The 18,536-nt window shown below is 49.6% G+C and carries 19 protein-coding genes; 3 read left to right on the forward strand and 16 right to left on the reverse strand.

Annotated elements, in window-relative coordinates; translation table 11 throughout:
* Positions 1 to 22: 22 nt before the first annotated feature.
* The 13 genes from IEY53_RS04065 to IEY53_RS04125 form a co-directional block, all read right to left on the reverse strand.
* Complete coding sequence (locus IEY53_RS04065) at positions 23 to 1,324, reverse strand: phosphoribosyltransferase family protein (protein ID WP_189022597.1); 1,302 nt, start codon at positions 1,322 to 1,324, stop codon at positions 23 to 25.
* Between the two features lie 76 nt (positions 1,325 to 1,400).
* Complete coding sequence (locus IEY53_RS04070) at positions 1,401 to 2,609, reverse strand: HpcH/HpaI aldolase/citrate lyase family protein (RefSeq protein ID WP_189022330.1); 1,209 nt, start codon at positions 2,607 to 2,609, stop codon at positions 1,401 to 1,403.
* A 183-nt stretch (positions 2,610 to 2,792) separates the two neighbouring features.
* A complete protein-coding gene (locus IEY53_RS04075) occupies positions 2,793 to 3,533 on the reverse strand; it encodes a TerC family protein (RefSeq protein ID WP_189022331.1) in 741 nt (246 codons plus the stop codon).
* 27 nt (positions 3,534 to 3,560) lie between these two features.
* Positions 3,561 to 4,838: a TerD family protein gene (locus tag IEY53_RS04080; protein ID WP_189022332.1), complete on the reverse strand. Its 1,278-nt coding sequence runs from the start codon at positions 4,836 to 4,838 to the stop codon at positions 3,561 to 3,563.
* Positions 4,839 to 5,087: 249 nt separating this feature from the next.
* Positions 5,088 to 5,669: a TerD family protein gene (locus IEY53_RS04085; RefSeq protein ID WP_189022333.1), complete on the reverse strand. Its 582-nt coding sequence runs from the start codon at positions 5,667 to 5,669 to the stop codon at positions 5,088 to 5,090.
* Between the two features lie 40 nt (positions 5,670 to 5,709).
* Positions 5,710 to 6,285 (reverse strand): TerD family protein, encoded by a 576-nt coding sequence (locus tag IEY53_RS04090; RefSeq protein WP_189022334.1) that lies wholly within the window; start codon positions 6,283 to 6,285, stop codon positions 5,710 to 5,712.
* 35 nt (positions 6,286 to 6,320) lie between these two features.
* Positions 6,321 to 6,917, reverse strand: a complete 597-nt coding sequence (locus IEY53_RS04095) for a TerD family protein (protein ID WP_189022335.1) — start codon at positions 6,915 to 6,917, stop codon at positions 6,321 to 6,323.
* Between the two features lie 123 nt (positions 6,918 to 7,040).
* Positions 7,041 to 7,487, reverse strand: coding sequence for a tellurite resistance TerB family protein (locus tag IEY53_RS04100; protein WP_189022336.1), 447 nt, complete (start codon positions 7,485 to 7,487; stop codon positions 7,041 to 7,043).
* Positions 7,488 to 7,886: 399 nt separating this feature from the next.
* Positions 7,887 to 8,762 (reverse strand): N-carbamoylputrescine amidase, encoded by an 876-nt coding sequence (gene aguB, locus IEY53_RS04105; RefSeq protein ID WP_189022337.1) that lies wholly within the window; start codon positions 8,760 to 8,762, stop codon positions 7,887 to 7,889.
* Positions 8,763 to 8,807: 45 nt separating this feature from the next.
* Positions 8,808 to 9,836, reverse strand: a complete 1,029-nt coding sequence (locus IEY53_RS04110; RefSeq protein ID WP_189022338.1) for an agmatine deiminase family protein — start codon at positions 9,834 to 9,836, stop codon at positions 8,808 to 8,810.
* Between the two features lie 119 nt (positions 9,837 to 9,955).
* The gene (locus IEY53_RS04115; RefSeq protein ID WP_189022339.1) at positions 9,956 to 10,216 is read right to left on the reverse strand and encodes a helix-turn-helix domain-containing protein; all 261 of its coding nucleotides are present in this window, start codon (positions 10,214 to 10,216) and stop codon (positions 9,956 to 9,958) included.
* Between the two features lie 135 nt (positions 10,217 to 10,351).
* Positions 10,352 to 10,900 carry a phosphodiesterase gene (gene yfcE, locus IEY53_RS04120; RefSeq protein WP_189022340.1) on the reverse strand — a complete coding sequence of 183 codons (549 nt, stop codon included), beginning with the start codon at positions 10,898 to 10,900 and terminating at the stop codon, positions 10,352 to 10,354.
* A 192-nt stretch (positions 10,901 to 11,092) separates the two neighbouring features.
* Positions 11,093 to 12,577 (reverse strand): glutamate synthase subunit beta, encoded by a 1,485-nt coding sequence (locus IEY53_RS04125; RefSeq protein WP_189022341.1) that lies wholly within the window; start codon positions 12,575 to 12,577, stop codon positions 11,093 to 11,095.
* A gap of 375 nt (positions 12,578 to 12,952) precedes the next feature.
* Between IEY53_RS04125 and IEY53_RS04130 the strand changes: the two genes are divergently transcribed.
* From IEY53_RS04130 to IEY53_RS04140, 3 genes are all read left to right on the forward strand, one after another.
* Positions 12,953 to 14,341, forward strand: a complete 1,389-nt coding sequence (locus IEY53_RS04130) for a helix-turn-helix domain-containing protein (protein ID WP_189022342.1) — start codon at positions 12,953 to 12,955, stop codon at positions 14,339 to 14,341.
* Between the two features lie 313 nt (positions 14,342 to 14,654).
* Positions 14,655 to 14,828 carry an aspartyl-phosphate phosphatase Spo0E family protein gene (locus IEY53_RS04135; protein WP_189022343.1) on the forward strand — a complete coding sequence of 58 codons (174 nt, stop codon included), beginning with the start codon at positions 14,655 to 14,657 and terminating at the stop codon, positions 14,826 to 14,828.
* Between the two features lie 34 nt (positions 14,829 to 14,862).
* Positions 14,863 to 15,015 (forward strand): hypothetical protein, encoded by a 153-nt coding sequence (locus tag IEY53_RS04140; RefSeq protein WP_189022344.1) that lies wholly within the window; start codon positions 14,863 to 14,865, stop codon positions 15,013 to 15,015.
* Positions 15,016 to 15,057: 42 nt separating this feature from the next.
* Here IEY53_RS04140 and IEY53_RS04145 read toward each other — a convergent pair whose 3' ends face one another.
* The 3 genes from IEY53_RS04145 to pulA form a co-directional block, all read right to left on the reverse strand.
* Complete coding sequence (locus tag IEY53_RS04145) at positions 15,058 to 16,026, reverse strand: permease prefix domain 1-containing protein (protein ID WP_189022345.1); 969 nt, start codon at positions 16,024 to 16,026, stop codon at positions 15,058 to 15,060.
* A gap of 6 nt (positions 16,027 to 16,032) precedes the next feature.
* On the reverse strand, positions 16,033 to 16,362 hold the full coding sequence (locus tag IEY53_RS04150) for a PadR family transcriptional regulator (protein ID WP_189022346.1): 330 nt from the start codon (positions 16,360 to 16,362) through the stop codon (positions 16,033 to 16,035).
* A gap of 161 nt (positions 16,363 to 16,523) precedes the next feature.
* Positions 16,524 to 18,479 (reverse strand): type I pullulanase, encoded by a 1,956-nt coding sequence (gene pulA / locus IEY53_RS04155; protein WP_189022347.1) that lies wholly within the window; start codon positions 18,477 to 18,479, stop codon positions 16,524 to 16,526.
* Between the last annotated feature and the right edge of the window lie 57 nt (positions 18,480 to 18,536).

The raw sequence follows: 18,536 nt of genomic DNA on the forward strand, positions 1-18,536 counted from the left end.
ATTTCTTCCGTACGGATTCCGCTCAATCGCCGGCACCTCCATTTCCTGAATCTTCGGATGTGAGGACAATAAGATGTACCTTCCGTCCTGCCAGTTTTTGCAGGATATCCGTCATCGGCTTAATCCGCTCAGGCGGCACTTCCCGCTCCAACAGAACGAAGATTTCATCATATTGGCCCGGTTCTACATTATAGATAAAGTTCGTAATCTCAGGATCACCTGCTGACGGATAGGCCGCCGCACTATGTACACCATAGTCGGGCCTGCGCTCAGGATGAATCGGACTGCGGGTGGTGGATTGATAGGAGATGCCATCCCCCATTCCGGCTGCAATCCGCATCGGCAGGTACATGAATTCCCCAACACCCATCACCAGCGCCCTCGGGCCCTCGCGTTGACTGCGCAGCTTAGCTGCAATCCGCGTAACTGCTTGATCTATCAGAGTGTTGTCCTGCGACACTATGCCAAAGCGGCCGCTGCATTTCACATAAGGAGACCCGTTGATCTCTCCATAGGAATCCTTTGAGGTAACCGGCAGCCGTTCCAGTTCATCCCGGACATGCGTAACCACGACTGGAACCTCGGCCGCCGAGGCTAAGCGGGCAACATCCTCTTGGGCATGGAGAAGCGGGGTCCCCTGTACTTCTATACTGCCTTGTAGCAAGCATAGCGATCGGATCCGAATCCCCAGCTCCTGTTCAAGTTCCTGATAGACCTCAATATTCTTGCCGGTTCTCCAGTCGAGGAGGGAGGCAACCACGTATTCCTGCCGCGGGAATTTGGACTGGATGTCACGGATGGTATTTACGGCCGTATTGCCCGTCGTAATCTCATCATCTACCAGTATAATCGGCTCGCTCCCTGATAATAATCCGCGGTCCAAGGCATAACAGAGATGATCCACTGCATGCGAATGCTCTTCTTCGAAGCTCACAACCGATTCAAGATCAGGAATATCCTCACGGGTAGTATGAATATATGAGGCACCCCCGGCAAAGATGTTGTACATACTGTGGCCCAAGGCAGTCGCCGTCTCGGCAAAGCCGATAAAGATCACCGGACTTGGCAGAGTCAGCCGGGCCGCCAGCAGAGCATGATAAGCATCCTCCGCTTGCTCCGGGTGAATCAGACCCTGCACGGCTTTATTCAGCAGCTCCTCCATCCATCCCTGGGCGGCTTCCCCGTCACGGTTCAGCTCTTGATACAGCAGCAGGCCTAGTGCCGCTCCGCTTAACAGCGGGGTGTACGGATTAACGGGAATATGTTTTCCAAGCACCTTGCTCACGAATAAAAAGGAACGTTTCTTGTTAATGCGGGCAGCCATGGAGAACAGGGATTCAACCGGCATATGAAAGGGATTCGCTGTCTCGGTTACCGTGACCTGCAGGTTCTCCACGATATTAAACGTGTGTATATTCGTTTTCGGGTAATAATCCGACAAAATGCTGTTGTTCATGTAACACCCCGTATATTTGAGATCGTAGTAAAATACGTTTCGCCCAATTCAAATGCGGCTTGATTTCATTCATCTTGTTGTAATATTCACTTTTGAACACGCCGCGGCTGCCATCATTGCTCTCTACGATGCCCATTGCGTCAACGTATTCCTCATGCATCACCGTATACAGGGCCTGAACAGGCCGAAGGTGGGAAGGATGAATAATGGTTTTGCCCACAATGCCGTTCTCTTTATCCAGAATCACTTCACGAATAAGTCCGTCCATACTGCTGGAGATGTAGTTGTTGCGGAGGTGACGGCCGTTTTTGCCATAGGTATCCTCAAAAGGAGTCTGGCGCAGCTGGGGGCGAAGCACCCGATGCCCTTTGTTCGCAAAATATTCCCACACCGGACCCGAGATGACGTACCCTTCATCCATCCGCCCAAAAATATTAATGATATCCGCCATGCAGTCCCGGATCGGTGTCAGATCATAAATGCTGATATCGGGACTGCGGCGCAGCCCGAACAGGCTTGAGAAATCAGTGGCGCCTATTCTGACATTCAGCACATAGTCACGGTACTCCCCAAGCAAACCCTTGATGGACATGAGGCTCTCTACACGGCTTTCCCGGAAAATAATCGGAGCACTCTCCAGGATCGGCATTCCATACAAAACCGGCGCTCCATAGCCGCGCGAGCTGTTATAATCGGCAATGGCTTCAAAATATTCCACACCGTTCTCTACCGAGAATTTCGGGAAAACAAACCCGGTCAGCATCGTAATTAAAGAGCCCAGTTGAAAAATCAACTGCTGCAGCTGCTCCGGATTCCTCACCCGAATAAAAAGAAGCGGCAAAGCGCGTTCTCCCCCGGCTTCATTCTCTGCATAAGCGGCCAGGTAAGCCAGATGCCTGACAATGGATTGTTCCGCAACATTCACTTCACCATCACCAATCGCATCTTCCAGATCAATAATGACCGTAACCAGACCGGAGCTTGCAAGCTTCACAATATCTTCAGCAACAGTGGGGCGGGTAGCCGGCATATACAGGGCAGCTCCTACCGCGTAAGCCAGCAGTTCCTTGCTAATAGTATGATCAAATGAAATCGGCGGAGAATAGAATAAAGATTGTTCTTGTTCGTTGGTCAGGTAATCGAAGTATCTCAAGGCCCTTCCCCCTTATCGATTTGCGAAGCGAAACAAAAGCAAGCGCAGACCTCCTTAAAGAGAATCGTGGATCCGGTGCGTTCCACTGACGAAACAACAGCCGTCTTCTCTCCATAACAAGCAAAGGCCTACGCTGATAGAACATGTATGATTACCCGAAGATAAGGGTGTTTGCATCTTGCATTAAGAATTCTTTTTGGCCTCTTTTTTCTTGCGTCCGGCACTGTACAACATGGTTCCCACAAAGACGGCAATCAGAATGGTAAAGAATATCGCGTGTGACAGCTCGTATCCGAACGCACCCGCCAGCATTTTACCGGCAATAATAGCAATCAGCAGAAACGCACTTTGCTCCAGTTCCGGAAATTTGTCAATGAGCTTCAGGAATACCTGCGCCACACCGCGCATCATCAATACGCCGAGGATACCCCCGAGGAACAGGACCCAAACTTCGTCACTCAGACCAAAGGCAGCAACCACACTGTCGATACTGAAAGCAATATCCATTAACTCAACAAGCAGCACCGTCTTCCAAAAGGAGGTCCCTTTGTTCTCTGTGTGTTCTTCCTCACTGCCCTTGAATAATCCTTTATACGCGATATAAAAGAGGTAAAGCGCTCCAAGAACTTTAACTAAAGTAAATTTAATCAGGAATGTACCCAAACCGATGGCCAGAAACCTGAATATATAAGCTCCTAAAATCCCATAGAATAAAGCCTTCTTCTGCTGCTCCTTCGGCAAATGCTTAACCATTACCGCAAGGACTAACGCATTATCCGCAGATAGCAGACCTTCCAGCAAGACCAGGCTTCCGATAATGCCCCAGCTGACCGGGTCGGAGAGTGTTGCCATCACATCGCTCCACGAGAAGAAATGACCGTAATTCTCACTAATACTCCTGAAAAAATCACTAAACCAGTCCATTAAACATTGCGCCTCCGCTAATATAAATTATTTGCTGCCTGCTACCCAGCGCAGTCCCCAGCCATAAGCCTCATCGATCTCCTTGTGACCGCTGAAGTACTGCACCAGACGTTCGATACTGAACGTCTCATTGTCCACATTGCGGAACAGGGCGATTGCGCACATTCCCTTGCGGTTGTTATGCTCGTCCAGGTTCACAATAATATCCGGCCCGCCGGCCTGCTTAATGGTGACAACACCATCGGCTTCGGACCAGTTGGTAACCCCTTTATAAATAAATGCAAAAATCAGAATCCGCTTAATCTCGGCCACTCTTGCCCCATTGATACGCAGATTCTCACCGGTAGTGACTGTCCCGGTCCGGTCATCGCCATCCAGCTGAATGAATGGCGGCTGATTCAACGAACCGAAGGCATTGCCCAGCGCCTGCACGACGCCTTTGCTGCCATCGTTCAGCTCGTACAGACAGGCCAGATCCAGATCGACCCCATTTTTACGTCCAAAAAATCCGCCCTGCTTCTGATTCCAGTTCAGGTTAATCGACAGCTCACCCAATCCGCCGGCAGATTTCTTGAGGTTGATGGAATCGCCTTTCTTTTTAAGCTCAATCTTCTTCAGATTAAGGTTCGCAAGGGGTGCGGGCGGAGCCTCTTCACGCCTTGCCGGAGGAGGCGGGATTTGAATTTTGGGCTCGCTCACAGGAATCGGAGCCGGCTCCGGCGCGCGCTGCGGCGCAGGCGGTGAAGCGGGAGGGCTATCCTCCACTTCGATTCCGAAGTTGCCGCAAAGCGCCTTGAGTCCGCCCGAGAAACCAGCTGCAATCGCGCTGAACTTCCACTCTGCTCCATACCTGTATAATTCGCCTGCCACAACGGCTGTTTCCACAGAGAATTGATTCCCCAGATTACAGCGGAGGATTTCCGAACCGGTGGCCTGATTAACAATACGGAAAAAAGCCTGGCTTACCTGTCCAAAGCTTTGCCCCCGCTTCTCCCCGTCGTAGATGGTCAGCGAAAAGGCGATTTTCATCATATCGGAAGGGATCTTGTCGAGTTCAACCTCAAATTGCCTGAGACCGGTTGAGCCCTGGACATCCTTATATCTGATATAAGAAGTGGAGGGGTTATTGTAAAAGATCAAATCATCATCTTTGCTCACTTTCCCTTGTGCACCCAGCAGAAAAGCAGAGGTGTCAATCTCAAGTGAAGACGGTGCCTGCCAGCCAATCTCCACGGTCAGACGGTTAAGACCCGGATTTCCTTTGGTCAAATCCGCCTTTTGTCCCTTCACAAGCTCAATACTCATTCGTCACACCACCTCTTGTTCATGGAGTAGAAAGACAAGAAGAAACGGTCACACCCTTCCTCACAGAAGCTTGGGCTTCATGGGGACCGCGATACAAGGTATCGCTTCAGGCATCCGTTTCCTGTAGAAATTCTGAAAAACCCCACAAAGTGGAGTCTGTATTTCACGGGCAGCATCCGGCTCTTTGCGGGGATTCATAGCTTTCTTTAGAAAAAGGGCAGGATCGGCAATGACCCCGCCCACAGGACACTATTGCGCGTCCAGTCCATAGTTTCTGCACAAAGCACTCAGACCGCCGGCGAAACCGCTGCCCACTGCCTGAAACTTCCAATCCGCACCATGGCGGTAAAATTCACAGAAAACCACAGCCGTTTCTGTAGAGAAATCCTCCCCAAGATCATAACGCAGGATTTCACGGTCACTCGAAGCATCTACGACACGCACAAAGGCATTGGAGACTTGTCCGAAGTTCTGTGCACGCGTTTCGTAATCATAAATAGTTACCGTAATTCCGATGCGCTGGATGTTAGCGGGGACTTTGCTGAAATCCAGATCGATCTTTTCATCATCCCCGTCACCTTCACCGGTACGGTTATCTCCCGCATGGATTACGGAACCTGAACCACCCGAGGGATTGTTATAGAATACAAAGTCATCGGCGCCTTTGGCCTTGCCGTCCTCATACAGCAGAAATGCCGATGCATCGAGGTCAAAGTCCTGGCCGCCGCTGTATTTATTCGTATCCCAGCCCAACCCCACTACTACCTTAGTCAGACCCGGATTGGTCTTGGTTAGATCAATCCGCTGTCCTTTGGAAAGACTGATTGTCACGCCCTAAACCCTCTTTCTGAATAAAGTCTTATTTCAGGATTTATTGCAAACCGTAATCGCGGGTCAAACCGCTCAGGCCGTCTTTGTAGCCGCTGCCGATAGCGTTGAACTTCCACTCCGCGCCGTTACGGTACAATTCGCCGACAACCACACCAGTTTCAATAGAGAAGTCCTCTCCCAGGTCAAAACGGATCAGTTCTTCACTGTTTGCATCATTCACGATACGTACATAAGAACGGGAGACTTGTCCAAAGTTCTGGCTTCTGGCTTCTGCTTCATAGATCGTAATGGTAAAAGCAACCTTGTCTACATCCGCAGGAATGTTCTGCAGGTCGATTTGGATTTGCTCATCGTCCCCATCGCCTTCGCCTGTACGGTTGTCTCCGGTGTGAACAACGGAAGCATTTTCGTTTTGTTTGTTATTGAAATAAATGAAGTTGGTTTCTTTGTCCACTTTACCGTTGGCATTGGCCAGGAATACGGATACGTCCAAGTCGAAATCCTTGCCGCCATCGTATTTATTGGTATCCCAACCCAGACCTACAGTGATTTTGGATAGACCCGGATTTGTTTTCGTTAAATCGATTTTTTGACCTTTGGATAAGTTAATTGCCATGTGTACAACCTCTTTTCTTTAAATTAGGATTTGGTTTAGATGTAGCGTTCTGCCAATTCATTGATATGTGCTGCGTGGCTGCCTTCGCCGATAGCGGCAAATTTCCATTCTCCGCCCTGGCGGTACAACTCCCCGCAAATTAATGCCGTAAAACCTGTGTAATTGTCCGACAAGTTGAATTTAATTAATTCGCTGTTGCCGGCAGCGTTCATCACCCGAATATAGGCAGATTTGATCATCCCGAAATCCTGTTTGCGGTTGACGGCGTCATAAATATTGACCACAACCAGAACCTTGTGAACATCGGCCGGAATCGCGCTCAGATTAACCTGAATTTGCTCATCATCGCCATCCCCTTGACCCGTAAGGTTGTCTCCGGAATGAACGACGGAATTGCAAGGGCTCTGCTTGTTATGGAAGCATACCAGGTTGCCCTTCTTCGCCAGCTTGCCATTCTCATTAAGCATCAATGCGGAAGCGTCACAGTCGATATTCGCCTGCTTCTTGACGCCGAAGAACCCGCGGGAAGCCTCTACCGGGTCCCAGCCCAAACCAACGATTACTTTGGAAAGTCCTGCATTGCCTTTTGTTAAATCAATCTTCTGACCTTTTACCAGATTAATTCCAGCCACCGTTTGCAAACCTCCATTCACAATAATCACAGTCTGTAAGTCTAGTATTAAATGCTCTACCAGTGATACGAAGAAGAAGCCAATGCGTTTCAACCGGTTTGCAGATTTAATACTCTGACTGTACTATAGACTGAATTCGCTAGGGTTCAATCCGAGCACACTGCAAATATTCCGTACTACAGCCTTCTCATTCTCATCGAAATCGCCGTCAGCCGCACCAATCGCAGAGCAGACTGCTATAATCAGGCGTCCAACCTCAGGTTTGTTGTTGAATTTGGAGATGGCCTTCAGCGCTTCCTGCTTGCCGATCTCCGGCGAGAAATCAAAATTGGCGACATAAGTATTGAACTGGGCAATGACGTCTCTCATGTCGAATACCTTGAGCTCATTGCTGAGGTTCATGTAGCCCGCCATTTTGTTCTTTTCAGCTTCCTCAATTTTACCGTCGGCAGCCGCTACCAGGGCACAGCCCGCAACTACCGCATTCATAAAATCTTTATTTTTGAATTTCTTAACTTGTTCGTTCAGTCCGTTTTTGGTGGTATTCAACCAGTTTTTAAATGTGCTCATTGTATTCTCCTTCTATCATTATGAATTATGATAATCAAAAGATACCCCTGAGCCTCCTCTCTGTCCGCTTTACAAATATCGACGTGATTCTTCCTGATTTAGGTTACTCTTCTAATATACCCGATTAAATCACAATATTCTACTTTGCCCGATTTCCGCAGCACCCAAGGCCTCATGCGTCTCATTAAACCTGCCGCCAGCTATCAGCAACAGCGCTAATGAAATTATATACAACATTTGCTCCTTGTTACTCTATCATATTCCCATCATTCTTGTTTTTCATTCCTATTTTATAAAGATAGTTTTCTATAATATCCTCCGCCAGCCCGGGTACAACACAAAAAAAGGTACCGACGAGGAAGATATCCTTCTTTGTCGGTACCCGTTATTCAGCTATTGTCAAAACGTTAAATCCCCATCATAGGAAGCAATCAGCCGGTACAGCTCGGGCCGGCGATCACGGAAAATTCCCCATTCAATTCTGCCCACTTCCAGCGCATCCAGGTCAAACTCGCTGACGAGCACCGTCTGCTCATCGCGCCCGGCCTCCACGATCTTATTCCCTTGAGGACCGGCGATAAAGGAGGAACCGTAGAAGTTAATACTGGAATCCTCATCGATCTCCTCACCAATCCGGTTGGAGGCAACGACAGGAATCAGGTTCGCAGCCGCATGGCCAAGCATACAGGTCTGCCAGTGATCCTTGGAATCAATGGAGCCGTCCTGCGGCTCAGAACCGATGGCTGTCGGATAGAACAGGATCTCCGCCCCCATCAGGCTCATCACTCTTGCCGCTTCCGGGTACCACTGGTCCCAGCAGACGCCGACGCCAATCTTTGCATACCGTGTGTTCCACACTTTAAACCCGGTGTCTCCCGGATTGAAATAGAATTTCTCTTCATAACCCGGGCCATCCGGGATATGACTTTTGCGGTATTTACCCAGCACGGTGCCGTCGGCATCTATTACCGCGAGCGAATTATAGCGTGCATAGTTCTTTTTCTCATAAAAGCTGATCGGCAGCACAACCTGCAGCTCTTTGGCGATAGCCCGGAAATGATTCACAGCTTTATTCTGCTCCAGTTCCGTCGCATACTCGTAATAATCGGATTTCTCCTTTTGGCAGAAATACGGGGTCTCGAACAGCTCCTGGAGCAAAATAATTTGCGCGCCCTGGGCCGCCGCTTCCCTAACTAAAACCTCGGCTTTGCTGATATTCTCCTCAATGTTGCTGGAACAGCTCATTTGCGTCGCAGCTACTTTTACTTTTCTCAAGTGTCTGTCCTCCTTAGTTATAAATTCCCTATGCTGTATATATTGCTAGTTGCCGGCAGGCATTTGCTGGGTGGTGCAATGCACGTTGCCGCCTTCGGTTATGACCGCCATGCCGCTCACTGTGCGGATTCTGCGGTCAGGGAAGACTTCAGCCAGCACCTGCTCGGCAAGCTTGTCCGTTGCCGCAGCGGTTCCGCCGAAGACCGGCAGAATAATGCCGCCGTTCACGAAATAGAAGTTCAGATAGCTGAGGGTCAGCCGGCCGTCTTCTCCATCGACGCGCGGCGGCTGCTGGATCTTGATAATCTCCAGCTTCCGGCCCCTGGCATCCGTAGCCTGCTCCAGAATGGCCAGATTCTCGGCCGTAATCTCATAATTCTCATCCTGCGGGTCCTCGCAGACCTGAATGATCACCTTGCCGGGTGCTGCGAAGCAAGCGATATTGTCGACATGGCCATCGGTCTCGTCGCCGCTTAACCCGCGCTTAAGCCAGATGATCGACTCTGTACCTGTATACCGGCGTACCTGCTCCTCGATCTCGGTCCGGCTCAGGTCCGGGTTGCGGTTTGCGTTCAGCAGGCATTCTTCGGTCGTGAGTAGCGTTCCCTCTCCATCCGTATGGATCGAACCGCCTTCCATGACAAGCGGTGCGTCGAACCGTTTCACTTGTACATGTTCCAGAATCTGAGGTGCAACCTCGTCATCCAGATCCCATGGCGAATATTTGCCGCCCCAGGCGTTGAACTTCCAGTTTACGCCTGCCAGTCCACCGGACGGGTTCACAACAAAGGTAGGGCCGTTGTCCCGCAGCCAGGCGTCGCTGTGCTCAATCGGCAGCAGTTCCACGTTCGGTCCGCCTACAAGCTTCTGGACGGACTCCAGTTCGTCCGGGTTCACAACGACCGTGACCGGCTCGAATTCGGCCATCGCCTTGATAATATCGGTATATCCCTGGCACACAGATTCGTGGTTATCCGGGAAACACATCGATGCCTGCACCGGCCAGGAGATAAAAGTACGCTCATGCTTGGCCCATTCGGGCGGCATTGTATAGTTTAAATCTTTAGGATACATTCGTTAGCTACCTCTGCTGTTAAATTTGGAGCTGCTTGATCCAAAGCTCCTTACCCATCATACAATAATATGCCCATGTGCTCAATTGCTGCGCTTCACGAAACATTCTGGAAATGGGATCAGGCGCGGCTTCTTACATTTTTACGGTAATCGTGGGGAGTGACTCCGTGCACCTTACGGAAGAGGCGGGCAAAATAAGAAAAATTCCCATATCCCAACCCGTCTGCGACTTCACTGATACTCTTATTGGTCGCGATCAGCTGCTCCCGGGTTAGTTCTTCGTTCAGCCGGTCGGCAATGTAAGCCTTGAGCTTAAATACAACAGAATTTGCCCCGCTCTGTGCGGTCAGTATGCCCCTGACCGCCTCGGCCATATCCATGACCCACTGCCGGAAGCCGGGAATGGACCTTGTGGCTGCTGTGATATCGGCAAGCCGCGCCGTCTCAGCATACAGCAGCTGGGCGGATAAGCCCCTTCGGTGCAGGACATAATATACCTTTATCCAGATCGCGGACTACAAAGATATGCTTTTTACGGTATTGCCTTCGAAATCCTTAACTGTAAATTTGGCGTCCACCAGAACGCCATAGGAATGCGGATTCCCTTCCTTTGGCAGCGAAATCGACCCGGGATTCAGCACATAAATGCCTTCTTTCTTATCGGCCACTGGCAGATGGGTGTGTCCCTGAATGAAGATATCGCCTTTTGTAAGCTGTGGCAGCCGCTCGATGCTGAAGCCATGCCCATGGGTAGCATAAATCCGTCTGCCTCCATGCAGAAGCAGCGTATAATCGCCCATCATAGGGAACTGCAGCAGCATCTGATCCACTTCCGCATCACAATTACCGCGTACCGCAATAATCGGGTTAGTCTTGTTATAAGCGTTCAATCTGTCGGCAACCCCTTGCGGGTCATACCCCTCCGGGAGCGGGTTCCTCGGCCCGTGATACATGAAATCCCCCAGTATGATGAGCTGAGAGGGCTGTTCCTCCTGCAATTGTTCCAAAGCCTTATCCAGCCAGTACAGTGATCCGTGAATATCGGAAATAAACATCAGCTTCATGGCCTGTCGTCCCCTCCTTGATATGTATATCCATAAGTCGATTTTAATCTTTTTAGGTTCTTTCTCCAAATCAGTGGTTACCCTCCCTTTAACAACGCAAACAGCGCTTCTCCGGGTAACGGGAAAAGCGCTGTTGTGCAGGACTACCTGCTATCGGAGTACCGTCTGGTCTGCTTTGTACAGCTGCCCGGTTCAGGGCAGATTCGATGAGCCCATCAGATAGCGGTCTACCTCGCGCGCAGCCTTACGGCCTTCATCGATTGCCCACACCACAAGACTCTGGCCGCGGCGCATATCGCCTGCCGTGAATACCCCTTCCACAGCGGTGGCCTGTACTCCGAACTCGGCTTTGGCATTCCCGCGTTCGTCGCGCTCCACCCCGAGCTGATCCAGAACCGTCTCTTCTGGCCCAGTGAAGCCCAATGCCAGCAAAACCAGCTGCGCCTTAATCACTTCCTCACTGCCCGGAACCTCAACGGGAACGATCCGCCCCTGCTCATTCCGGGTCCATTCGATGCGGACCGTATGCAGCTCCTGAACCCGCCCATCTTCATCGCCGGCAAAACGTTGCGTCGATACCAGATAGCGGCGCGGATCTTCCTGATATAAGGAAGCAGCTTCCTCCTGGCCGTAATCAACTTTGAGTACCTTTGGCCATTCCGGCCAAGGATTGCCCTGATCCCGGGTTAGCGGAGCCTGCGGCATAATCTCAAGCTGGGTCACACTGTGACAGCCATGCCGGATCGATGTGGCCACACAGTCCGTGCCAGTATCACCGCCCCCGATAACCACCACATCCTTGCCAGCAGCCGACAGATACTGTCCGTCAGCCAGATTGGAGTCCATGAGGCTTTTGGTATTCATCGTCAGAAATTCCATCGCCTGATGAATGCCTGACAGTTCGCGCCCCTCCACGGGCAGCTCCCGGGCCCGCGTAGACCCGCCGCACAGAACAACCGCGTCATGTTCCGCCTTCAGCTGGGAGGAAGGGATATCTGTCCCGATCTCCGTTCGGGTTACAAATGTTACCCCTTCCGCAGCAAGCAGATCAACCCGGCGCTGGACTGTGCTTTTATCCAGCTTCATGTTCGGGATACCATAAGTCAACAGACCGCCGATCCGGTCGGCACGTTCATACACGGTTACGCTGTGGCCAGCCTTGTTCAGTTGGGCCGCACAGGCTAGCCCTGCAGGACCAGAACCCACTACGGCGATTTTTTTGCCGGTACGCACAAGCGGGGGCTCAGGAACAATCCAGCCCTCGGCAAAACCTCTGTCCACAATCGCCTTTTCAATCGATTTAATCGTTACCGGCTTGCCATGCAAGCCAACAGTACAGGCTCCCTCGCAGGGTGCCGGACACACACGCCCTGTAAATTCAGGGAAGTTATTGGTCTTGTGCAGACGGCGGAGTGCAACCTCCCAATTGCCCCGGTAGACCATATCATTCCATTCCGGAATCAGGTTGTGCAGGGGACAGCCGGAGGCCATCCCGGACAACAGGCGTCCTACATGGCAGAACGGCGTTCCACAATCCATACAGCGTGCACCCTGTTCCTGCAGCTTCTCTTCCTCCATCTGCAGCGCGAATTCATTCCAGTGCCTAATCCGCATCAAAGGTTCACACTCTGATGGTGTCTGCCGCGGATATTCTAAAAAACCTGTTGCCTTTCCCATACGCTCATCCTCCGAGTCTTTCTGATCGCTGCCGAACAGCAATAATTGATATGTCACTGTAAAGCGACAAAGTGAGTAAATGCAGCAAGGCGACTTCCCCCTTACAACACCCCTCTATACATAATATGCAGGCTAGAAATGCCTTCATATTAACACCTGTTTTTACCGCCCGAACATGAGCAATGTCACCTTTTTTCGCAAAAATAAACAGGATTATTGCTGTAGTGGCAACTCAATATCCTTTTATTTAATTAATTAGAAATTAATTCATAATTAGGACTTGTTTAGTTTATCGACCACTGTTATATTTTGTATAATAATACACATTGGCGTATCCTTTGTTGATGAATGCCAAGTGAGAAAGGTGGCGATCATTTGGAACCTGCACCCACGATTCTGGCTGAGCTTGGACATTACTTAAAGGAAGAAGCTTTGACGATCACACAATTTGCTGAGCGGTCTGGCCTTCATTCAGGAACACTTAGCAACGTAATACATGGGCTCCGTCCCATTGCAATGCAGCAGCTTGACCGTATCACAGAAGCCATGGGTCTTGCGGAGGGTTACTTCTATGACTTATATATAGATAATTACATAATTGAAGGATCTCCCGATTGGCGGCGGATTGGACCGCTCCTGCACCGGTGCGCGGAACTGGACAAGCTGGACGCCATTCAGCGCATTGTTGGGCATATTATGGACAATCTGATGTACTTGCCCTTACTGTTCAATACGGCAGAAGAATTATTTATTAAGGGACACTACACGGCTGCCTCTATACTCTACAAGATAGTAGCCGAAGGAGAGAAGTCCCAGCATTCCGAGCGTTTGGCGTTATGCCAATACCGATTGTTCACACTCAGTTTATGCGATGACCAAAATGTCAATCTGCTGGCCGCAGTTCACTTTGAGCCTTATGTAGAGCGTCTGGATGAAGCTTATCAGTTAGACGCGCTTAATGAACTCATAAATGCGAACGGTTCAATTCAACGATGGGATAAGGTAGAACAACTGGCTGAGAAAATGGGTCACAAAGCTTCAATATACTACGAAACAAACAGCATTAAAGACGGATTTTCAGAAAAACTAAAGAAGCCGCTCATCTTCTACATACTTTATGCTTATTTAGCACGAGCAAATGCTTGGCGTGAGAATGGAAATTATGAAAAAGCTTTATATTATGTATCTTTATATGCTGAAAACAGTTGGATTAAAGAACCCAGTGATATAGAAAAAGGCGTGATCAATCAATTTAGCCAATGGGCTGAGGCCAACCGATACATGTATCAGCTTTTAAATGGTAACGTCGAAATACTGCCAGATTACGTAGATTATATTGCAGCGAGAGAAAATGAAATCTTCCCGGGTTTGTGTAAAATTATCCTTGCTGCAAACAAATACAATATCAATGTAGATGATATTCTCGAGCTCTTTGACGACTATTTGGGTTTCAAATGGATGCAAAATCAGATTGGAAGGATCAGTCACCAAGTAACCGCAGAACGCTACACACGTTTACTGGCTGAATTGGGAATCTATTATCTAAACGCTAAGATATTTGACAAGGGTATTTCCTTAGTTCTGGAAAGTTTGGAATCATCTATTAAAATAAATTCTGACAGTGCTATGCTAAGATGTATAGGATTGTATGAGCAGTTTCGTGAATATGCATCTGACCAGGCACAGAAAAAATACAAAATTCTAATCAGAGAGGTGCAAACATTAAATGAAAAGAAAATTGGTTTTTCTACTCACTATTTGTAGTGTTTTAGTTTCTATTGTTGCTACCATCGCGCCAAATATCTCCTACACCAGCAATAATGCAACTTATACATCAGTTCGCCCCTTTGATCATGGTTTTGGATCCTAATAGAATAAACAAGTTCAAGAGCCGCGCTTTCCGCGGCTCATTTTTTTTGCTCTTCAGTAATAGCGTAAGTAATCAAAGTCGGCACAAAGCTTATTCTCTAATATTAAGGGCTGCTTTTCTCGCAGATTTTTTTGTTCCCGCAGAATATTCAATACCCTATTTTTTGTCACTTTGTTCTAAAATATTACACAAAGGAGGTTGTGCGCCATGTCGTATAATCAGGCTGCAACTCTGCTTCGTGTGGAGAAAGCCAGGCAGCAGTTGTACCGGACCCAGCAAAGATACGGATTACTTACCCACCCCAAGGTCATCGAACAGTCTGTGAAACTGGATGAGCTTTTAAATCAATACACAATCAATCGGCCATTGCCATTCTACTGAATTTCATCACACATATCCACGAGGAGGTCCTTCTATGCTCGCTCCGCTGTTGACAGCGCTGGATTCAGATCAATTGCTTCTGATTTTGTTCTTCCTGGGCATTAATTTGGGCAGTGTCATTTGGATCTGCCGCCATGAATCCAGGGTGAAACCTGATCCGCACAGCAAAGACAGACGCAGTACCTGAAGTACAGCGTCTGCCCAAGCCGGAAATACTATCGCAGAAAGGCTATGAATTGTTTTTTACCTTGAGAATATTGTAGACGGCGCTGAACATCCCGAACAAAATGCCGGTAATCGGGAAGACGATCCAGTTGATCTGCCACTGCTGAAACATCAGTCCACTGATTAAAAAGATGCAGGTAGCCAGCGGCCAGACGATAGCAGCAACAGCTCCAATCACCCGGTCCTCCTCTTTTTTCGCCTTGGTGACTTCTTTTGTGGTCAGCAGTATAGTGTAGCTCTCGCGGATCTGGCCGTAATAGACCAGCAGGAATACGGCTAGGGCAACAACAAGCAGCATGATCGCCGCACCATACGTAGATACATTTCCATCAAACGCCGAACCGACGAACATCCCAATCGGTGATAGTACACACAGACCTACACCCATAATAAGCGATAAGGTATAGGTGGGCGCAAAAGCCTTTTGCTTTTGCTGGAGGTACGACTTTAACTGATAAGTCAACTGAAAACCATCCTGCAAATGTTTGTACGGCTCCATCTTCATCCCGCTGTAAATGAACATTCCGATGGCAGGCACAATCAGAACGGTTAAGGAAATGATCCCTAGCATGCTGCCGAAGTCCTCCGATACCCCCAGCGACCCTTCCTCTGCAAGCGTAGTAAACAGGATCAGCAGCGCCGTCCCTATCAGACACAGCGCCACTCCAAAGCCGATGAGAAGACCTGTTCTTTTTTTGGCGGCAACGAAACCCTCGGCTTCATCCTCACTGAGAAAGGGCAGCAATTCTTCTCCGTAATTCTGGCCGATTCCAAGTTCACTGATTAATTCATCAATGTTGCCAAACTCTGAAATTACAATCCCCACCGCTTCATTCTCCGTTTTCCCGTCATTCTTCAGTTCATAATATTTCTCCTCCATACTGGCGAGCAGGTCCTGCTTGAGCTTCAACATCTGGCTTGTTCTGGGCAAGGCCGCAAACATATTATTCAGATAACCGATTATCGTTTCCATGCTTGATCACAGCTCCTTAATAAATTTGTTTACGACCTCTTGTGTAACTTGCCATTCGGCGCATTTCTCCCGGTAGTACATCAGCCCCTCAGGGGTGATGCGGTAATACGTCCGCCGCTTACCGAAGCTCTCCTCCTCCTTGAAAAAAGAATGAATATACCCGTTCTTCTCCAGTCTCGTAAAAGCGGAGTAGAGCGTAGTCTCTTTCATGATGTATTTCTCCTCGGAGAGGGTTCTTATATTCTTGGAGATCTCGTACCCGTAGGAATCCCTTTCCAGCAGCATATATAGAATGAGTGTGTCATTGTAACCCCGGATAACATCACTGCTAATCAACGGCTGTCCTCCTTTACTACATCTGTCGTACTACATCTGTCGTAGTAATTGCATTGTAGCACAGTTACTACGACAGGTGAAGTAGTTTTCAGGAATTTGGGCAAAATAAAAAAGCGGACCTGCTCCATTAAAGGAGCAGTGCCCGCTTTCAGTTATATAAGCTATTGTATAGCCAGGATAGCCATCCCGATCCCGTCTACTGCCAGCCTGCTGCCCGTAAGCTTCGCTGCGGGCTTGTCGCCAATAAGCAGGCTCCATTTTCCCAAAAGCGGCAGGTCTACTACAGCTCCCTGCGGATTGGAATTATACAGAACAAAGAGATGCTGCGCCGCATCATCGCCCGCATGATGGCGGAGAGTATAAGCCAGCGTGCCCGCCGGCGACTTCTCAAACACCAGATGCTTCCGGATGGCTTCCGCACTCCGCAGCCTGAAGGCCGGATGGGCTTTGCGCAGCGCTATCAGCTGCTTGATATAAGCCACATCGCCTTGATGGGCAGCACATCGTTCCCAATCGAGCCAGTTAATCTCCACCGGCGATTTGAAGCTGTTCTCCACGCCGTCCTTTGTACGTATAAACTCCTGGCCTGCATGGAGGAAAGGAATCCCCTGGCTGGTCAGCACGAGCGCCGAAGCAAGTCTGTGCATGGCACGGCGGTTCTGATTACTCTCTCCTTCGGTGGACAACATGATCTTATCCCAGAGCGTATGATTGTCATGGCATTCCACAAAGTTGACGTTTTGTTGCGGCTCGTCCGCAAATTGACGGATCTCCCGGCTATAGGCAATTCCTCCGGCTATCCCGCGCTTCACCGCCAGCTCCAGCCCGGATTGGCCGCTGATAAATCCGGTCAACTCATGCCCGAATATATTTCCTTTGACCGCATCCCTGAACCCGTCGTTAAAATGCCCGATCCCGGGCAACAATCCCGCATTATCCAGACTCGCAAGCTGTTCAGCCGGCAGTTCCGTGTCCATTACCCAACCTTCGCCAATCATCAGGAGAGTCGGATCCAGCTCATCCAGACGGCGCCTGATTTCGTTCATCGTTCCGATGTCGATCAGCCCCATCAAATCAAAGCGGAAGCCGTCAATGTGGTACTCCTTGGCCCAATACAGTACGGACTCCACGATGAAACGTGTCATCATCACACGTTCGGTAGCCACATCGTTCCCGCAGCCGCTGCCGTTGGATAGACTGCCATCGGGCCGATGCCGCAGGTAATAGCCGGGAACCAGCTTGGACAGATTGGCGCGGTAACCATCGTATACATGATTGTACACCACATCCATAATCACTCGCAGTCCACGGTCATGCAGCGACTGGATCATCGTCTTCAGCTCCTTGATCCGTAACCCTGGTACGTAAGGGTCCGTGGCATAGGAGCCTTCGGGAGTATTATAATTCTTGGGATCATATCCCCAATTGTAATGGGGCTGATCCAGTCTGGTCTCATCCACACTTTCCGTGGAGTAATCATTGACAGGCAGCAGCTGTACATGGGTTACCCCAAGATCTGCAATATGATCCAAACCTGTGGGGATGCCGCCCGGCCCACGTGTCCCTTCCTCGGCAAGGCCCAGATATTGCCCTTTATGGACAATACCGCTCTGCGGGTGGATGGACAGATCGCGAAGATGCAGCTCGTAAATCACCGCATCTACAGGATCACCGAGCGGCGGCTTATCCGTAGTCCATCGCTGCGGGTTGGTCTTCTCCATGTCTAGAATGGCTCCCCGGTCGCCGTTGATGCCCACAGCTCTGGCGTATGGATCGGCCGCTTCATTCCACTGTTCTTCAATACGCACCCGGTATGTATAGAATTTCCCCGCCAAGTCGCCCTTTACGGTAAGCCGCCAGGTTCCCCTGACCTCCCGGTTCATAGGCAGCCTTTGCGCAGCCTCACCCTGCCAAGAATCGTACAGAACCAGCTCTGCCTCCTGGGAAGTGGGTGCCCATAAGCAGAATTCAGAGTAGCCGGGTCTGTAAGTAAGTCCAAGATCCGTTCCATCGTAGCTGAACAAATCATCGAATTCGTGATCAAATACAGAGATGCCATTCGTAGAAGCAAGGTCTCCGTAATGAACCGGCTCTTTCATTTCCCTTTGTACGGACACAGCAATCCATCTCCTTTACCTTGGAATAAATCTCCTCTTGACTGGATATTATAGTAT

The organism is Paenibacillus albidus, from assembly GCF_014644435.1.
Taxonomy (GTDB): Bacteria; Bacillota; Bacilli; order Paenibacillales; family Paenibacillaceae; genus Paenibacillus_AQ; species Paenibacillus_AQ albidus.